The sequence below is a fragment of the Streptomyces sp. NPDC001100 genome (assembly GCF_053598575.1).
Genome location: NZ_JBSFKO010000012.1, coordinates 123247 through 139354, shown reverse-complemented (window position 1 = coordinate 139354; position 16108 = coordinate 123247). Strand labels below are relative to the sequence as shown.

The 16108-nt window shown below is 70.4% G+C and carries 16 protein-coding genes; 9 read left to right on the top strand and 7 right to left on the bottom strand.

All coding sequences use genetic code 11. The features are described 5' to 3' along the window. Positions 1-139: 139 nt before the first annotated feature. The 3 genes from ACWDEW_RS19550 (at position 140) to ACWDEW_RS19540 (ending at position 2496) form a co-directional block, all read left to right on the top strand. The gene (locus tag ACWDEW_RS19550; protein ID WP_026179063.1) at positions 140-781 is read left to right on the top strand and encodes a DUF6758 family protein; all 642 of its coding nucleotides are present in this window, start codon (positions 140-142) and stop codon (positions 779-781) included. A gap of 197 nt (positions 782-978) precedes the next feature. Further along, the gene (locus ACWDEW_RS19545; protein WP_450514204.1) at positions 979-1836 is read left to right on the top strand and encodes a PHP domain-containing protein; all 858 of its coding nucleotides are present in this window, start codon (positions 979-981) and stop codon (positions 1834-1836) included. A 54-nt stretch (positions 1837-1890) separates the two neighbouring features. Continuing rightward, complete coding sequence (locus ACWDEW_RS19540) at positions 1891-2496, top strand: MarC family protein (protein WP_450514203.1); 606 nt, start codon at positions 1891-1893, stop codon at positions 2494-2496. 100 nt (positions 2497-2596) lie between these two features. Here ACWDEW_RS19540 and ACWDEW_RS19535 read toward each other — a convergent pair whose 3' ends face one another. After that, positions 2597-2749 (bottom strand): hypothetical protein, encoded by a 153-nt coding sequence (locus ACWDEW_RS19535; RefSeq protein ID WP_450514202.1) that lies wholly within the window; start codon positions 2747-2749, stop codon positions 2597-2599. A 196-nt stretch (positions 2750-2945) separates the two neighbouring features. Between ACWDEW_RS19535 and ACWDEW_RS19530 the strand changes: the two genes are divergently transcribed. Next, positions 2946-3839, top strand: coding sequence for an NYN domain-containing protein (locus ACWDEW_RS19530; protein WP_093629010.1), 894 nt, complete (start codon positions 2946-2948; stop codon positions 3837-3839). A 33-nt stretch (positions 3840-3872) separates the two neighbouring features. Here ACWDEW_RS19530 and ACWDEW_RS19525 read toward each other — a convergent pair whose 3' ends face one another. Both ACWDEW_RS19525 and ACWDEW_RS19520 read right to left on the bottom strand, forming a co-directional pair. Continuing rightward, positions 3873-4751: an alpha/beta fold hydrolase gene (locus ACWDEW_RS19525; RefSeq protein WP_450514201.1), complete on the bottom strand. Its 879-nt coding sequence runs from the start codon at positions 4749-4751 to the stop codon at positions 3873-3875. A gap of 156 nt (positions 4752-4907) precedes the next feature. After that, positions 4908-7616, bottom strand: coding sequence for a DEAD/DEAH box helicase (locus ACWDEW_RS19520; RefSeq protein ID WP_450514200.1), 2709 nt, complete (start codon positions 7614-7616; stop codon positions 4908-4910). 468 nt (positions 7617-8084) lie between these two features. On the opposite strand from ACWDEW_RS19520, the gene ACWDEW_RS19515 reads away from it, so the two are divergent. Next, positions 8085-8822: a ferritin-like fold-containing protein gene (locus ACWDEW_RS19515; protein ID WP_362975226.1), complete on the top strand. Its 738-nt coding sequence runs from the start codon at positions 8085-8087 to the stop codon at positions 8820-8822. A 104-nt stretch (positions 8823-8926) separates the two neighbouring features. Here ACWDEW_RS19515 and ACWDEW_RS19510 read toward each other — a convergent pair whose 3' ends face one another. The 4 genes from ACWDEW_RS19510 to ACWDEW_RS19495 all read right to left on the bottom strand — a co-directional run bounded on the left by ACWDEW_RS19510 (position 8927) and on the right by ACWDEW_RS19495 (position 10813). Further along, positions 8927-9196 carry a hypothetical protein gene (locus ACWDEW_RS19510; protein ID WP_262056281.1) on the bottom strand — a complete coding sequence of 90 codons (270 nt, stop codon included), beginning with the start codon at positions 9194-9196 and terminating at the stop codon, positions 8927-8929. 169 nt (positions 9197-9365) lie between these two features. Continuing rightward, positions 9366-9593, bottom strand: a complete 228-nt coding sequence (locus tag ACWDEW_RS19505; protein WP_019072095.1) for a DUF3107 domain-containing protein — start codon at positions 9591-9593, stop codon at positions 9366-9368. 143 nt (positions 9594-9736) lie between these two features. Beyond that, positions 9737-10381: a TetR/AcrR family transcriptional regulator gene (locus tag ACWDEW_RS19500; RefSeq protein ID WP_200714443.1), complete on the bottom strand. Its 645-nt coding sequence runs from the start codon at positions 10379-10381 to the stop codon at positions 9737-9739. 213 nt (positions 10382-10594) lie between these two features. Then, the gene (locus ACWDEW_RS19495; protein ID WP_450514199.1) at positions 10595-10813 is read right to left on the bottom strand and encodes a hypothetical protein; all 219 of its coding nucleotides are present in this window, start codon (positions 10811-10813) and stop codon (positions 10595-10597) included. Positions 10814-11036: 223 nt separating this feature from the next. On the opposite strand from ACWDEW_RS19495, the gene ACWDEW_RS19490 reads away from it, so the two are divergent. From ACWDEW_RS19490 to ACWDEW_RS19475, 4 genes are all read left to right on the top strand, one after another. After that, the gene (locus tag ACWDEW_RS19490; protein WP_450514198.1) at positions 11037-12215 is read left to right on the top strand and encodes an alpha/beta fold hydrolase; all 1179 of its coding nucleotides are present in this window, start codon (positions 11037-11039) and stop codon (positions 12213-12215) included. 9 nt (positions 12216-12224) lie between these two features. Beyond that, positions 12225-14045, top strand: coding sequence for a DUF3152 domain-containing protein (locus tag ACWDEW_RS19485; protein ID WP_450514197.1), 1821 nt, complete (start codon positions 12225-12227; stop codon positions 14043-14045). Positions 14046-14101: 56 nt separating this feature from the next. Next, a complete protein-coding gene (locus ACWDEW_RS19480) occupies positions 14102-14194 on the top strand; it encodes an Ms4533A family Cys-rich leader peptide (RefSeq protein ID WP_317886218.1) in 93 nt (30 codons plus the stop codon). Between the two features lie 195 nt (positions 14195-14389). Further along, positions 14390-16108: an ABC transporter substrate-binding protein gene (locus ACWDEW_RS19475; RefSeq protein ID WP_450514196.1), complete on the top strand. Its 1719-nt coding sequence runs from the start codon at positions 14390-14392 to the stop codon at positions 16106-16108.

The window sequence follows — 16108 nt, the reverse complement described above, 5'->3', positions numbered from 1 at the left end:
CAAGTAGTTGGTATATGCACATAGTAAGTTAGGCAAGGTAATAAATGCAAGATGCATCTAGTTTTGTAACGTGAGTGGTCCCGTCCGGACGGGTGATCGTCCTTGACGTGCGGGTGCGAGGGTAGGACCGTGGGGCCCTATGAGGGGCGAACCCAGTTGCCCGAAGTGCGGTGGCCGGGTCAGGGCTCCCGGACTCTTCGCCGATTCCTGGCAGTGTGATGTCCACGGCACGGTGCATCCGGTGCAGCCCGTGATCCCGCCGAGCGTCGAGGCCCTCAGCGTCGTCGTGCACCGCACGCAGGTACCCGTGTGGATGCCGTGGCCCCTGCCGGTCGGCTGGCTGTTCACGGGCGTGGCGTGCGCGGGGGACGACCGGAGCGGGGGGCGGGCGACGGCTGTCGCGTGTTCCGGGCCCGGGCCGCTCGGTGGGATGGGTGAGCTGATCCTCGTCGCGGAGGAGCTCGGTGTCGGGCTCGGTGCGCGGTACGCCGGGATCGACGGGCCGGACCCGGGGCCGTACATGAGCGTCGAGAAGCCACCGCAGGCGAAGTTGTTGGCCGCCGGGCGGCCCACGCCGTTGTGGCATGTGGCTACGGCGCCGGATGATCGGGCCGTTTTCGCCGGGGAGGCGTTGGGGCTGTGGCTGTGGGCCGTTGTCTGGCCCGAGCAGTCGGGGCTGTTGATGTACGACGAGCTGGTGCTCACGGATTTGCGGGATGCCGGGGCGGAGGTCGATCTCGTGCCCTGTGGTGCGTTGTCGCCGCGCTTGCTGGAGCCGTAGCGCCCAAGGGGGTGTCTCGGTCGGTTGTGGGGCGGGTGAGGGTGCGTGGGGGCTTGTCGCGCCCACGCGGCGGAGCCGCATATCGACACAGCCCCGCGCCCCTTGGGGGCTGCGGCTCAGCGTGTTCGAAGGGGTCCTTGGGATGCCGTTACCCTTGAGTGGTCCCTTGTTGAACTGTCGCCGTCTGGAGCCTGCGCGTGCGTATCGATCTGCACACCCACTCCACGGCCTCCGACGGTACGGACTCGCCCGCTGAGCTGGTGCGGAATGCCGCTGCCGCCGGGCTGGACGTCGTCGGGCTGACCGATCACGACACCAGTCGTGGGTACGGCGAGGCGATCGACGCGTTGCCCTCGGGGCTCACGCTCGTGACCGGGGCCGAGATGTCCTGTCGGATCGACGGGATCTCGATGCACATGCTGGCCTATCTCTTCGATCCCGAGGAGCCGGCGCTGCTCGCGGAGCGGGAGCTGGTGCGGGACGACCGGGTGCCGCGGGCCCGGGCCATGGTGGAGCGGCTTCAGGGGCTCGGCGTGCCGGTCACCTGGGAGCAGATCGCGCGGATCGCCGGCGAGGGTTCGGTCGGGCGGCCGCATGTCGCCACCGCGCTGGTCGAGCTGGGTGTCGTACCGACCGTGAACGACGCCTTCACCGCGGACTGGCTGGGCGACGGCGGCCGGGCCCATGTGGCGAAGCACGAGACCGATCCGTTCGAGGCGATCCGGCTGGTCAAGGCCGCGGGGGGCGTGACCGTGTTCGCGCATCCTGGGGCCAGCAAGCGCGGGCGCACCGTGCCCGAGTCCGCCATCGCCGAGATGGCCGCGGCCGGGCTCGACGGCATCGAGGTCGACCACATGGACCACGACGCCGAGACGCGGGTGCGGCTGCGCGGGCTCGCGAAGGAACTCGGCCTGCTGACCACCGGGTCCAGCGACTACCACGGGAGCCGCAAGTCCGTGCAGCTCGGTGAGTACACGACCGATCCCGAGGTCTACGGCGAGATCACGCGGCGCGCGACCGGCGCGTTCCCGGTGCCGGGGGCCGGCGGAGTCTGACCCCGCCCGCGTCCTCCCCGCTCACCTCTTCTCTGCAAGGCTTGTGGCTCACCCATGTTCGACGTCGCCGTCTTCGGCTCTCTCTTCCTGACCCTTTTTGTCATCATGGATCCCCCCGGGATCACCCCGATCTTTCTCGCGCTGACCGCCGGACGGCCGGCCAAGGTGCAGAGGCGGATGGCCTTCCAGGCCGTGTGTGTCGCGGGCGGGGTCATCACCGTCTTCGGGCTGCTCGGGCACCAGATCCTCGACTACCTGCATGTCTCGGTGCCCGCGCTGATGATCGCGGGCGGGCTGCTGCTCCTGCTGATCGCGCTCGACCTGCTCACCGGCAAGACCGACGAGCCCAAGCAGACCAAGGACGTCAACGTCGCGCTGGTCCCGCTGGGCATGCCGCTGCTCGCCGGGCCCGGGGCGATCGTGTCCGTCATCCTCGCCGTGCAGAAGGCCGACAGCGTGGCCACGCAGGTGTCGGTGTGGGCGGCGATCCTCGCCATCCACGCCGTGCTGTGGGTGGTGATGCGGTACTCGCTGCTGATCATCCGGGTCATCAAGGACGGCGGGGTCGTCCTCGTCACGCGGCTCGCGGGGATGATGCTGTCGGCCATCGCCGTGCAGCAGATCATCAACGGGGTCACCCAGGTGATCCGCGCCGGCTGAGGCCGGTGAACGCGGAACCCCCGCACGGCGTCGGTGCCGTACGGGGGTTCTGAAGTGTGGTTGCGATGCGTCTTCGGTGCGCTGGCGAAGGTCGTAGGTGTTACGAGGTCTTGGTGTCGGCGGGGCGGATCCACAGTCGCTGTCCTATGGCGGCGGCCTGTTGCACGATCCGATTGACGGAGGCGGCGTCCACGACGGTGCTGTCCACGGTGGTGCCGTCGACCTCGTCAAGACGCATGATTTCGAAGCGCATTGGCTTCTCCCTTCGTCTGGTCATCCTCCTGAGGAGAACTACTTGGTTACGTATGTAGTCAACGGGGTGCGTGTTACAAACATTCCCTACGCTAAGGAAATTTTTCGAACGCCTAATTACTGACCGGTAAGGGATCGGTGCGAGACTGACCGGGACCGGTTGTGTTCGCAGCGTGACCGCCGGGACAATGGAGGTGATGAACGACGACCTCGCGGCCCTCAGCGCCCGCATCGACCGCACGAACGAGCTGCTGCAGCGCATGCTCGCCGAAGTGGCGAAGACGCCCTCGACGCATGCGATCTTCGTCGACGCCGGGTATTTGTATGCAGCCGCGGGCCGACTCGTCTCCGGGACCGAGGACCGGCGCACCTTCGACCTCGACACCGAGGGCCTCATCGAGGCGCTCATCGACAAGGCCCGCACGATCTTCGCGGACAGCCGACTGCTGCGCGTCTACTGGTACGACGGAGCCCGGCGCCGCATCCACACCGCCGAGCAGCAGGCCATCGCCGAACTCCCGGACGTGAAGGTCCGGTTGGGCAATCTCAACGCCAACAACCAGCAGAAGGGCGTCGATTCGCTCATCCGCTCCGACCTGGAGTCCCTCGCCCGGCACCGCGCCATCAGCGACGCGGCCCTCATCGGCGGCGACGAGGACCTGGTCTCGGCGGTCGAGGCGGCCCAGGGGTACGGCGCCCGCGTCCACCTGTGGGGCATCGAGGCCCCCGAGGGCCGCAACCAGGCCGAGCCGCTCCTCTGGGAGGTCGACAGCCAGCGCACCTTCGACCTCGACTTCTTCAAGCCGTACGTCTCCCGGCGCACAGCCGCCGTCTACGAGGCCGCCGCCACCCGGCCCACCCGCGACGACGTCCGCTTCGTGGGCGCGCAGATCGCCGCCAAGTGGCTCGCCGCGCGGGGACGGGAGGCGCTGGTGGAGCTCCTGCCCGGGCATCCGTATCTGCCCGGTTCGGTCGACCAGGATCTGCTGGTGGAGGCGGAGGGGCTGCTGCAGTACTCCCTGCGCGGTCAGTCCGATCTGCGCCGGTCGCTGCGGGACGGGTTCTGGGAGCACCTGCAGACGCAGTACTGACCCCTTCCCACAGGGGCAGTGCTGACTCCCTTCCTACGGGGCTGCCGTGTCCCAGAAGTCGGCGATGGCCTTGGCCGTCGCGTCCGGCTGGTCCGTGTTCGGCGAGTGCTCGGCCCGCGCGACGACCGTCCGCCGCGCCTTCAGCCGTACGGCCATGTCGTCGAGGAGCGGCACCGGCCAGGTGTCGTCGCGTGAACCCGACAGGACGTGGAACGGGAGCGGGACGGCGGCCAGTTCGGCGACCCGGTCCGGCTCGACGCACAACTGGCGTCCCGTGGCGAGGAGTTGGGCCGGCTTGGTGCCCAGCCAACGGCGCCGCAGGTCTTCCCGGTCGTCCAGCCCCTCGTCCAGCGCACCGCCGGTCTCGGTCTCCTCGGGCGTCTCCATCGCCTGGATCGCGTCCCACACCTCGGCCATCGACATCACACTCAGCGCGTCCCGCAACAGCTTCACCCGGTCCTGCTGGGACGCGGAGATCTGCGCGGGTCCCGACGCCATGAGCGTCAGTGACACGAACGGCGTGTGGTCCAGGAGTACGGCGGCCCGCGCGACCTGTCCGCCGAGGGAGTGTCCGAGCAGCTGCACCGGCGCGCCGACCGCCTCGGCCAGCGCGAGCACGTCCCGCGCCAACTCGTCCTGGGCGTAGGCGGATTCGTCGTCCCGGGGGCCGTCCGTCTCGTACTGCCCCCGCCCGTCCACGGCGACCGTCCGATACCCGCGCGCGCCGAGCTGCACATGCAAGGGGTTGAAGTCCTCCTTGCTCCCGGTGAATCCCGGCAGCAGCAGGGCGACGCCCCTCGGCTCGACACCGTCGGCCACGGGCGAATCCACGACGGCGAACTCACCGCGACCGGTCCGCAGCGGGTACGCGCGAGCGCCGGGGGGCGGGACGAAGGAGGGGGGCCTACTCATGGCCTGAGGTTATCCGGCGGAGGTGAGCGGAATGGGGACGGGAGGGTGTAACCGGGGTTAACGGGGGAGCGGGAGCGTCGAGCGGAGGGGGAACGCCGACGGCCCGGCCCACGTGGAGTGGGCCGGGCCGTTCGGTGGTGTCACCTTCGGCGGCGATCAGCTCTCGCCGACCTCCGCTGCTGCGGCCTTGCGGGGACGGCGCACCCTGGGCTTCGCCTCGGCGGCCTCCGTCTCCGTCGCGACCGGAGCCTCGGCGGTCTTGCGCGTCGTACGGCGACGGGGCTTGACCTCCGACTCCTCGGCCACCTGGGCCGGGATGTCGGCGACGGCCTTGCGGGTCGCGGCACGGCGGCGCGGCTTGGCCTCCGCGTCCTCGGCCACGGTTTCGGCGGCGACGGCCGCGGTCTTCCGGGTCCGGGTGCTGCGCGGCTTGGTCTCGGCCGCCTCGGTGGCCACCGGCTCGGCAGCGACCTTGCGCGTCCGACGCGGCTTGACCTCGGCCGCCTCCGACGCTTCGGCGGCTACCGGAGCGGCGGCCGCCTTGCGGGTCCGACGGGGCTTCGCCTCGACGGCCTCGACCGTGTCCAGGACCGCTTCGGCGGCCTCGGTGGCGACCGCGGTCTTCCGCGTCCGGCGCGGCTTGACCTCAGCGGTCTCCGTTGCCTCGGTGGCCACCGGCGCGGCGGCGACCTTGCGGGTACGGCGCGGCTTGGTCTCGACGGCCTCGGCCGTGTCCACCACGGATTCGGCGGCGACCGCGGTCTTCCGGGTCCGGCGAGGCCTGGCCTCCTCCGTGACCGCCGGCTCCACCGCGGCCGGGGCCTCGGCGGTCCTGCGGGTCGCACGGCGGGGCTTGACCTCGGACTCCTCGGCCACCTGGGCCGGGATGTCGGCGACGGCCTTGCGGGTCGCGGCACGGCGGCGCGGCTTGGCCTCCGTGCCCTCGGCCGTGTCCACGGCGACGACCTCGGCCGGAGCCGCGGTCTTCCGGGTCCGGGTGCGACGCGGCTTGGTCTCGACGGCCTCGGCCGTGTCGACGGCGGCCACGGCGGCGGCCTCCGGAGTGGCCGCGGCGACGGTCTCCGCCACGGTCCCGACCGGCTCCGTGGCAGCTACGGCCTTACGGGTCCGGCGGCGCGGCTTCGTCTCCTCGGCGACCGGGGCCTCGGCCACCGGCGTCTCGGCGATCACGGTCTCGGCCGTCGCGACCGCCGACTCCGAGGACTCCGCGGACTTGCGGGTCCGACGGCGGCGCGTCGGCGCGGGGGTGTCCAGGGCCGTGCCCTCGGCCGTAGCCACGGCGCTCTCCGCCGCCTCGGGTGCGACAGCGGAGGTGACTGCCGTGGCCGGCAGCTGCTCTCCCGTCGCTCCGTTGCGGGTGCGGCGACGGCGGCGCGGAGTGCGGGTCGCCGTCTCCTCGGAGGCGGCCAGCGCGGTTTCCTCCGGCGTGGACGTCACGGCCGTGGCGGCCGAAGTCCCTTCCATCGGGGCGCCGTTGCGCGTACGACGGCGGCGGCGCGGGGTGCGCGCCGGACGCTCGGCGTCGACGGGAGCGGAAGCGGAGCGGGGCTCGTTCCGGTTGTCCCGGCCGCTGTCACGTCCGCCTCGGCCGCTGTCACGACCGCCCCTGCCGGCGTCCCGACCGCCACGGCCACGCGGGCCGCCGCGACCGCCGGTCTCGCCGAGGTCCTCGACCTCCTCCGCGGCCAGCCCGGCGCGGGTGCGCTCCGAGCGGGGCAGGACACCCTTGGTGCCCGCGGGGATGTTCAGTTCCTCGAAGAAGTGCGGGGAGGTGGAGTACGTCTCCGGCGGGTCGTTGAACTTGAGGTCCAGCGCCTTGTTGATGAGCTGCCAGCGCGGGATGTCGTCCCAGTCGACGAGCGTGACCGCGATGCCCTTGGCGCCCGCGCGGCCGGTACGGCCGATGCGGTGCAGGTAGGTCTTCTCGTCCTCGGGGGACTGGTAGTTGATGACGTGCGTGACGCCCTCGACGTCGATGCCGCGGGCGGCGACGTCGGTGCAGACGAGCACGTCGACCTTGCCGTTGCGGAACGCGCGCAGCGCCTGCTCGCGGGCGCCCTGGCCGAGGTCGCCGTGGACCGCGCCGGAGGCGAAGCCGCGCTGCTGGAGCTGGTCGGCGAGGTCGGCCGCGGTGCGCTTGGTGCGGCAGAAGACCATGACCAGGCCCCGGCCCTCGGCCTGCAGGATGCGGGCGACGAGCTCGGGCTTGTCCATGTTGTGCGCGCGGTAGACGAACTGCTTGGTGTTCGCGACCGTCTTGCCCTCGTCGTCCGGCGAGGTGGCGCGGATGTGCGTGGGCTGCGTCATGTAGCGGCGGGCGAGACCGATGACCGCGCCCGGCATGGTCGCCGAGAACAGCATCGTCTGGCGGCGGGCCGGCAGGAAGTTGATGATCTTCTCGACATCGGGCAGGAAGCCCAGGTCGAGCATCTCGTCGGCCTCGTCGAGGACGAGTGACCGGATGTGCTTGAGGTCGAGCTTCTTCTGGCCGGCGAGGTCGAGCAGTCGGCCCGGGGTGCCGACGACGACGTCGACGCCCTTGCGGAGCGCCTCGACCTGCGGCTCGTAGGCCCGGCCGCCGTAGATGGCGAGGACGCGCACGTTGCGCACCTTGCCGGCGGTCAGCAGGTCGTTGGTGACCTGGGTGCACAGCTCGCGGGTGGGCACGACGACGAGCGCCTGCGGGGCGTCGGTCAGCTGCTCGGGCTTGGCGCGGCCGGCCTCGACGTCGGCGGGGACGGTCACGCGCTCCAGGAGCGGGAGGCCGAAGCCCAGCGTCTTGCCGGTGCCGGTCTTGGCCTGGCCGATGACGTCCGTGCCGGAAAGGGCGACGGGGAGCGTCATCTCCTGGATCGGGAAGGGGGAGACGATACCGACGGCCTCAAGGGCCTCAGCGGTCTCGGGAAGGATTCCGAGCTCTCGGAAAGTAGTCAGGGTGCTGCCTCTTCTGTGTGCGCGGTGCGAGGCGAGCGCGGGGGTCGTGTCAGGACCGTGCCGGGGACGTCGGCTGCCCGTACGGCAAGCCGTAAAGGCACGGGACCACTGCCGACGCTCTAGCGCTCGAACCGCTGAGGGTCCCCCTCCGAACTTCGTACGCAACGTGCCGTACGGGCGAGGAGGGCTGTCGGGTCGGAGCCGATCGGGCCACCGACCGGGCATCCTCATTCGTGCGGCCCGGCGAATACTCGGCGGGCGCATTACCACCATACCCCGGAATCACGCACATGCGTTGGCCGATTTGGTCACGTAGTCGTCGTCACAGTGATTGACCAGGGCCTTCCGCCGTGCGGTGAGCGGGCTATTGTGCGCTTCATGACGACCGCTGACAATGCCTCCGACGCACCCGCCGAACCCACCGGAGTCGCCGCCCAGGACTGGGCCACGGCCGCCGCCGACCCCCAGTACCGCAACGCGGTCGTGGACCTGCTCGGCGCCCTCGCGTACGGCGAGCTGGCGGCGTTCGAGCGGCTCGCGGAGGACGCCAAGCTGGCGCCGACGCTCGCGGACAAGGCGGAGCTGGCGAAGATGGCGTCGGCCGAGTTCCACCACTTCGAGCAGCTCAGGGACCGGCTCACGGAGATCGGGGCCGAGCCGACCGAGGCGATGCAGCCGTTCGTCGCCGCGCTCGACGGCTTCCACAAGCAGACGGCGCCCTCGGACTGGCTGGAAGGGCTCGTCAAGGCCTACGTCGGCGACTCGATCGCCAGCGACTTCTACCGCGAGGTCGCGGCCCGCCTCGACAAGGACTCCCGCTCGCTGGTGGTCGGCGTCCTCGACGACACCGGGCACGCCAGTTTCGCCGTGGAGAAGGTGCGCGCGGCGATCGACGCGGACCCGCGCGTGGGGGGCCGACTCGCCCTGTGGGCACGGCGGTTGATGGGCGAGGCGCTGTCGCAGTCGCAGCGGGTGGTCGCCGACCGGGACGCGCTGTCGACGATGCTCGTGGGCGGCGTGGCGGACGGGTTCGACCTCGCGGAGGTTGGCCGGATGTTCTCCCGGATCACCGAGGCGCACACCAAGCGGATGGCTGCGCTGGGGCTGGCCGCCTAGCTACGTCGGCTGCCCCGGGGTTCGCCGACCGGTTACGTCGGCTGACCCGGGGGTTTGTCGACCGGTTACGTCCGTTGCCGGGAGGGCTTGCCGCCTAGCTACGGCTAGGCGGGGGCCGACCGTCCCCGGAGTCGTCTCGACGGTCGAAGCAGCAGGGAGAGCGAGGCGGCCGAGACGACCGCGGCGCCGAGCAGGCTCGGCAGGCCACTGCCGGGGCCCAGCGCGCTGTGCGTGACGAAGTCGCCGAAAAGCGCTCCCGCGACACCGGTGGAGAAGACCAGGGTGCGGGCCGGAAGACGGTCCGCGAGCCGATGCGTGGCGGCCCAGGCGAGGAGCAGACCGAGCACAGCGGAGCCGAGCGCTTCCAGGATCATCACGGGGGTCCCTCCCACGGTCGGCCTGCGTACTGCTGTCACAGCCGGTCATACCCGTGACCTGCGGAATGCAATCCTCCCCTGTGGGCGTCTTGTGCTCCATCTGTGATGGAAACGCGTGGGGGCCCGGTGGCCTTTCCGGTCACCGGGCCCCCACGTCTGTCCGTGGCTACAGCGCTCCGAAGCCCACCTTGCGCGGGGCCGCCTCGCCGAGCTCGACATAGGCGAGCCGGTCGGCGGGGACGAGGACCTTGCGGCCGTGCTCGTCCACGAGGCTCAGCAGCGGAGCCTTCCCGGTCAGTGCCTCGGCCACGGCCTGCTCGACCTCCTCGGCGCTCTGACCGGTCTCCAGAACGATCTCGCGAGGCGTGTGCAGCACGCCGATCTTGACCTCCACGCTGTGTCCCTCCGACGGTCAGCAAAGTGCGCGATCTTCCGCGCCGTACGCAGCACACACTAGCCCGGTGAGAGGACGTAGATGTTCCGCGCCGGGAACGCCAGGAGCGAACACCGGACGGGAACAAAAGGGGAGCCCGCGGGTCAGTGGTGCTGTTCGCTCCCGTGCAGCGGGAAACCGGCGATGCCGCGCCAGGCCAGCGAGGCCAGCAGCTGGACCGCCTGGTCGCGCGGGACGCTGCGGTCGCTGTGCAGCCAGGAGCGGGCGACGACCTGCGCGAGGCCGCCCAGACCGGAGGCCAGGAGCATCGACTCGGCCCGCGAGAGGCCGGTGTCCTCGGCGATGACGTCGCAGATCGCCACGGCGCACTCGTTCGTCACCTTGTCGACGCGTTCGCGCACGGCGGGCTCGTTCGTCAGGTCCGACTCGAAGACCAGCCGGAAGGCGCCGCCGTCGTCCTCCACGTAGGCGAAGTACGCGTCCATCGTGGCCCGGACGCGCTGCTTGTTGTCGGACGTCGACGCGAGGGCGGTCTGCACCGCCTGGATCAGCGACTCGCAGTGCTGGTCGAGGAGGGCCAGGTAGAGGTCGAGCTTGCCGGGGAAGTGCTGGTACAGCACCGGCTTGCTGACGCCGGCGCGCTCGGCGATGTCGTCCATCGCGGCCGCGTGGTACCCCTGCGCGACGAAGACCTCCTGGGCGGCGCCCAGCAGCTGGTTCCGTCGGGCACGGCGCGGCAGGCGGGTGCCCCGCGGGCGTGCCGCCTCTGTCTGCTCGATGGCTGTCACGCCGCCTCCCAATGTCGTCCTCATGCGGTGAGCGCCGCGCGGCCATCGTACTTTTCGGTAACCCTGGTGTGCGCGCTGCGAGCGCAGAATTTCACGGACCGGACGGTGACGGAAGTCGCGCAAAGTGTTTTGAAAGGGGACGGAGCGGGCATGGGGGCGCGGTTCGGTACGCGCTCCAGGGGGAGGCGGAGGACGGTGGTGACCGTGGGGCGGTCAGCGATAGTCGTCCTCGTCGATGGAGACGATCCGGGCCTGTTCGATGACGTCGGCCTCGTTCGCGGAGTCCGGGTCCACCTCGGTCAGCGGGTCCTCGCGGCCCGCCGTCACCTCGGTCGACTGCTCGGCGGCGTCGTCCTCCGGAGCCTCGACGCCGAGTTCGGCGGCGCCGCTCTCGTCCTCGAAGGTCTCGGGATCGGTGGGATCGACGGCCATGAGGGGCTCCCTTCCTAGTACGTCCCTGGCGAAGCAGGGGGCCACATGCGGGTGCCCTGTCTACGAGACTAGGAGACACGCGATCCGGACGCCATGCGATGAGCGGAGCAGTTGCCCTGTTCGCCCGCCCGCTGCCGGGGCGCCGTCGGTCCGCCGCGGCTCGTTCGCTGTCTGTGACGGCGAACACATGAACCACAGCGTGATCGTCTCGTAACATTGCCGCATGTCTTCGACAGAGCTGCCCTCCGTGTCGGTCGCCGCCGTGCTCCCCAAAGTGGCGCCGGTCAGAGTCGGCGACGGCGAGCGGCTCAGGTCGGTCCGGCTGCCGGGAATCAGCCTCACGGTGCGGTCGAGGCCACCGGCGCGCGAAGGACTCCCGCCCGCGTTGTACGTCCACGGGCTCGGCGGTTCCTCGCAGAACTGGTCGCAGCTCATGGCCCGGCTCGACGGCGTGGTCGACAGCGAGGCCCTCGACCTGCCGGGCTTCGGCGACTCCCCGCCGCCGGACGACGGCGACTACTCGGTGACGGGGCACGCCCGCGCGGTCATCCGCCACCTCGACGCCGCCGGACGCGGCCCGGTGCACCTCCTCGGCAACTCCCTGGGCGGCGCGATCGCGACCCGCGTGGCCGCGGTACGCCCGGACCTCGTCCGCACGCTCACCCTGGTCTCCCCGGCCCTCCCGGAACTCCGCGTCCAGCGCACGGCCGTCCCGACGGCGCTGCTCGGCGTACCGGGAGTGGCCTCGCTGTTCACCCGCGTCAGCAGGGAATGGACGGCCGAACAGCGCGTCCGCGGCGTCATGGCCCTCTGCTACGGCGATCCCGGCCAGGTGACGCCCGAGGAGTTCCGCCACGCCGTCGAGGAACTGGAACGGCGGCTCCAACTCCCGTACTTCTGGGACGTGATGGCCCGTTCCTCCCGGGGCGTCGTGAACGCGTACACCCTGGGCGGCCAGCACGGCCTCTGGCGCCAGGCCGAGCGCGTCCTCGCCCCGACCCTCCTCGTCTACGGCCGCCGCGACCAGTTGGTCGGCTACCGCATGGCCCAGCGGGCCGCCCGCGCCTTCCGCGACTCCCGCCTGCTGTCCCTGCCGGACGCGGGGCATGTCGCGATGATGGAGTACCCGGAGACCGTGGCCACGGCGTTTCGTGAACTGCTCGCGGATGCGGGGGAGTTGGGGACGGACACGGGTACCGGCGCCCGTTCCGGTACCGGTGCGGGCGCGGGTGCGGTGACGGAGCGTCGGACGGCTGACGTGGAAGCGGTGGGCCGCGGTGGCCGAGGGGGCCGGAGTGGTGCGCGGGGGGTCCGTGACGGCGGTTCGGTGAGTACGGTGAGCGAGAGCGGCGGCGCTGCCGCGGCTGACGGCAAGAGCGACGATACGAACACGGGGAGTTGAGGAGGCGACGTGGGACGCCATAGTCGCCGTAAATCCAACTCCAAGGGTGACTCCGCGGACGGAGGCATAGGCACGGGGGCCGGTGCCGACGTCAATGCCAACGCCGGTACTGGCAAGGGCAGTTGGGCCGCTCAAGGGCGTCAGCGGGCTCAAGGGTCCCAGCCGGGCGAGGCGGCCAGGTCGAGCCGGGTGGGTCAGCCGGGCAGGCCGGGTCAGCCGGGCCAGCCGGGTCAAGTGAACCGAGCGGGCCAAGCGGGTCAGGGGGCTCAGCCGGGGGCGAGCCGGCCGGGTGCGCCGCGTTCCGGGGGCGGGAACCCGGGCCCTGGAGGGCCGCGTTACGTCGACGGGACCCCGGCGCACGGCTTTCCGAGGCTCCCGGACGGAACTCCAGCGCATGGCTTTCCGAGGCTTCCGGACGGCACTCCGGCGCGTGGTGTTCCGCGCCTGGCGGAGGGGACTCCCGCACACGGCAGTCCCCGCTTGCCCGACGGGACTCCGGCACATGGCATGCCGCGCTTTTCTGACGGCACGCCCGCGCACGGCACCCCCCGCTTTCCCGATGGCACTCCCGCGCGCGGTGTTCCGCCGGCTCGGGCCGGGCACCCCGAGCAGGCTGAATCCGGGGGCGGTTGGGGCGAGTTGAGGGGGCGGGGCGGTCGGTCCGGGGTGTCTCAAGCTCCGGTCGTCGGCGGACCCGTACCTCCCGGGGCGGGCCCGGTGCTTCCCATTCCCCGGCAGCGGCAGGCGCCTGCGCCTCAGGCCGGGACCGGGCGAGGTGGGCGGCGCGGTCGTGGTCCCCGGCAGGACTATGTCGACGCCTTCGACGGAGACGGGGACGGTGACGTCTTCGCGCCCCGGGCCAGTGTCGCCGCCCACCGCTCCGACCCGTATGCCTCCGTCACCGACTGGCCGTCCGCGAGTGACTTCGGCACCGACGCCGAAAACGGCACCGAGGGCGACGTCGACGGTGCGGGCGCGCCGCCCGGCGACCGTGGCCGGCCCGGCGTCGGCGCCGGTTCCGCCAAGGGCGGCAAGGGGCGTACCTACACCGGCATCGCCGCTGCGGCCGTCACCACCGTGCTGGCCGTCGTCGTCGCCGGACAGGTCGCCGGGGACGGCGGTAAGGGCGGTGTGCGGTCGGAGGCGGCCACCGACCAGGCCCGGGACGTACGGGGGACCGGTGCCGCCTCGGCGCAGGCCGGCACGTCCGCCTCGCCGCGGGTGGAGACTCTGACGTATGCCCAGAAGATGGACAAGAAGTACCCGCTCAGCGCCACGCTCAAGGGGCCGGACAAGTTCGACGCGGTGCCCGGTGTCGACAAGGCGCCCGGCAAGGGGCGCAAGTACACGTACCGCGTGGACGTGGAACAGGGGCTCGGGCTCGACGGCACGCTCTTCGCGGAGGCCGTGCAGAAGACGCTCAACGACAAACGGAGTTGGGCCCACAACGGCGCCCGTACCTTCGAGCGTATCTACTCCGGCAAACCGGACTTCGTGATCACCCTCGCGAGCCCTGGTACCACCGCCAAGTGGTGCGCCAAATCCGGCCTCGACACCACCGAGGACAATGTGTCGTGCGATTCGGCGGCCACCGAACGTGTGTTGATCAATGCGTATCGATGGGCGCAGGGGTCGTCAACATATGGGGACAAGATGTACGCGTATCGACAGATGTTGATCAACCATGAGGTCGGTCATCGTCTTGGCTACGGGCACGTCACCTGCGACAAGGACGGTGAGTTGGCCCCGGTCATGCAGCAGCAGACCAAGTTCCTCGACCACGACGGGATCCACTGTCTGGCGAACCCCTGGCCGTACCCGGGGAGTTGACGGGCGACGCTTATGTCACATTGACACGAGCCGCAGCATCCTTCATATTTTTGGGCATGTGGTCTAGTCATGTCGCGAATCGCGCCGCCATCGAGCTGGCGCTCATCGGCGTGACCCCGCTCTGCGTGGCCGACATCCTCTGTCGCTGAACACCGCCCCTGGCGTTCGTGTCGCGACCCGCACCACTCCGCCCTTGCCCGTGTGACTTCGGCAGGGCATTTCCGACGACCTGACGCCGGGGCAGACGCCTGTTCATTTCCGTCTCACCCCTCGTCCATCCGTCTCACTATTCGGGAAACCCCATGAGAATTCCCGAACATCCCCCCCGAGAGGTCGTCATTCCGATGCGTCAACCGTCCGTCATAGCCCGGCGCGTGGCCGTGGCATCCGTCAGCCTGGCCGTGGCAGCGGGCGCCGCCGCCTGCGGGCCGAAGGACAACGATGCCAAGGGCTCAAGTGGCGACTCCACGCCGCACAAGGGCGGCACGCTCACGGTCCTGAACTCCAACCCCCAGGAGGACTTCGACCCGGCGCGCCTGTACACCTCCGGCGGCGGCAACGTCCCCTCCCTCGTCTTCCGTACGCTCACCACCCGCAACCGTGAGAACGGCGCGGCCGGCGCCAAGGTCGTCCCGGACCTCGCCACCGACACCGGGCGCCCCAACAAGGACGCGACCGTCTGGACGTACACCCTGAAGAAGGGCCTCAACTACGAGGACGGCACCGCGATCACCTCGGCCGACATCAAGTACGGCATCGAGCGCTCCTTCGCCCCCGAACTCTCCGGCGGCGCGCCCTACTTGCGGGACTGGCTGGTCGGCGCGGCCGACTACCAGGGGCCGTACAAGGACAAGAAGGGGCTCAGTGCGATCGAGACTCCCGACAGCCGGACCATCGTCTTCCACCTGAACAAGCCCGAGGGCGAGTTCCCCTACCTCGCCACGCAGACGCAGTTCACGCCCGTCCCGCAGGGGAAGGACACGGGCACCAAGTACGAGCAGCACCCGATCTCCTCGGGGCCGTACAAGGTCGTCAGCAACCAGAACGACGGTGAGACGCTCGTCCTGGAGCGCAACACGTACTGGTCCACGGCCACGGACTCCGAGCGCAAGGCCTATCCGGACAGGATCGACGTGAAGTCGGGGCTCGACTCGTCCGTGATCAACCAGCGGCTGTCGTCGTCCCAGGGAGCGGACGCCACCGCCGTCACGACCGACACCAACCTCGGTCCTGCCGAGCTCGCCAAGGTGACCGGCGACAAGGAACTCGCGGCGCGCGTCGGCACCGGGCACTTCGGTTACACGAACTACATCGCGTTCAACCCCACGGTCGCGCCGTTCAACAACGTCAAGGTGCGCCAGGCGATCTCGTACGCCGTCGACCGGTCGTCGGTGGTCAACGCGGCGGGCGGTTCGTCGCTGGCCGAGGCCGCGACCACCTTCCTGCCCAACCAGAAGTCCTTCGGGTACGACCCCTACGACCTCTTCCCGGCGGGCGCGTCCGGCAACGCGACGAAGGCCAAGGAGCTGCTGAAGGAGGCCGGTTGCCCGAAGGGGATCACCGTCACCCTGACGCACTCCAACGACAAGGACTTCGAGACCAGCCCGGAGATCGCGACCGCGATCCAGGACGCGCTCAAGAAGGCCGGCATCACCGTCAAGCTGCAGGGCCTGGAGATCAACGACTACAAGGACAAGATCCACAGCGTCAGGACCGAGCCCGGCTTCTTCCTCGCCCACTGGGGTGCCGACTGGCCCTCCGGCGGTCCCTTCCTCGCCCCGATCTTCGACGGCCGCCAGATCGTCAAGGACGGCGCGAACTTCAACACCGGCCTCCTCAATGACAAGTCGGTCAATGCCGAGATTGATTCGATCAACAAGTTGACGAATCTTGACGAGGCCGCCAAGCGGTGGGGTGCACTGGACAAGAAGATCGGCGAGCAGGCCCTGACCGTGCCGCTGTTCCACCCCGTCTACAAGCGACTGGTCGGCAAGGACATCAGGAACGTCGTGATCAGCGACTGGACCGGCGTCCTGGACATCTCCCAGGTCGCGGTCAAGTAA

Bases quoted from the DNA above. Each gene is read 5' to 3' on its own strand.
- ACWDEW_RS19550 (WP_026179063.1), top strand. From the start codon at position 140: ATGAGGGGCGAACCCAGTTGCCCGAAGTGCGGTGGCCGGGTCAGGGCT.
- ACWDEW_RS19540 (WP_450514203.1), top strand. From the start codon at position 1,891: ATGTTCGACGTCGCCGTCTTCGGCTCTCTCTTCCTGACCCTTTTTGTC.
- ACWDEW_RS19535 (WP_450514202.1), bottom strand. From the start codon at position 2,749: ATGCGCTTCGAAATCATGCGTCTTGACGAGGTCGACGGCACCACCGTG.
- ACWDEW_RS19530 (WP_093629010.1), top strand. From the start codon at position 2,946: ATGAACGACGACCTCGCGGCCCTCAGCGCCCGCATCGACCGCACGAAC.
- ACWDEW_RS19525 (WP_450514201.1), bottom strand. From the start codon at position 4,751: ATGAGTAGGCCCCCCTCCTTCGTCCCGCCCCCCGGCGCTCGCGCGTAC.
- ACWDEW_RS19520 (WP_450514200.1), bottom strand. From the start codon at position 7,616: ATGACGCTCCCCGTCGCCCTTTCCGGCACGGACGTCATCGGCCAGGCC.
- ACWDEW_RS19515 (WP_362975226.1), top strand. From the start codon at position 8,085: ATGACGACCGCTGACAATGCCTCCGACGCACCCGCCGAACCCACCGGA.
- ACWDEW_RS19510 (WP_262056281.1), bottom strand. From the start codon at position 9,196: ATGATCCTGGAAGCGCTCGGCTCCGCTGTGCTCGGTCTGCTCCTCGCC.
- ACWDEW_RS19495 (WP_450514199.1), bottom strand. From the start codon at position 10,813: ATGGCCGTCGATCCCACCGATCCCGAGACCTTCGAGGACGAGAGCGGC.
- ACWDEW_RS19490 (WP_450514198.1), top strand. From the start codon at position 11,037: ATGTCTTCGACAGAGCTGCCCTCCGTGTCGGTCGCCGCCGTGCTCCCC.
- ACWDEW_RS19480 (WP_317886218.1), top strand. From the start codon at position 14,102: ATGTGGTCTAGTCATGTCGCGAATCGCGCCGCCATCGAGCTGGCGCTC.
- ACWDEW_RS19475 (WP_450514196.1), top strand. From the start codon at position 14,390: ATGCGTCAACCGTCCGTCATAGCCCGGCGCGTGGCCGTGGCATCCGTC.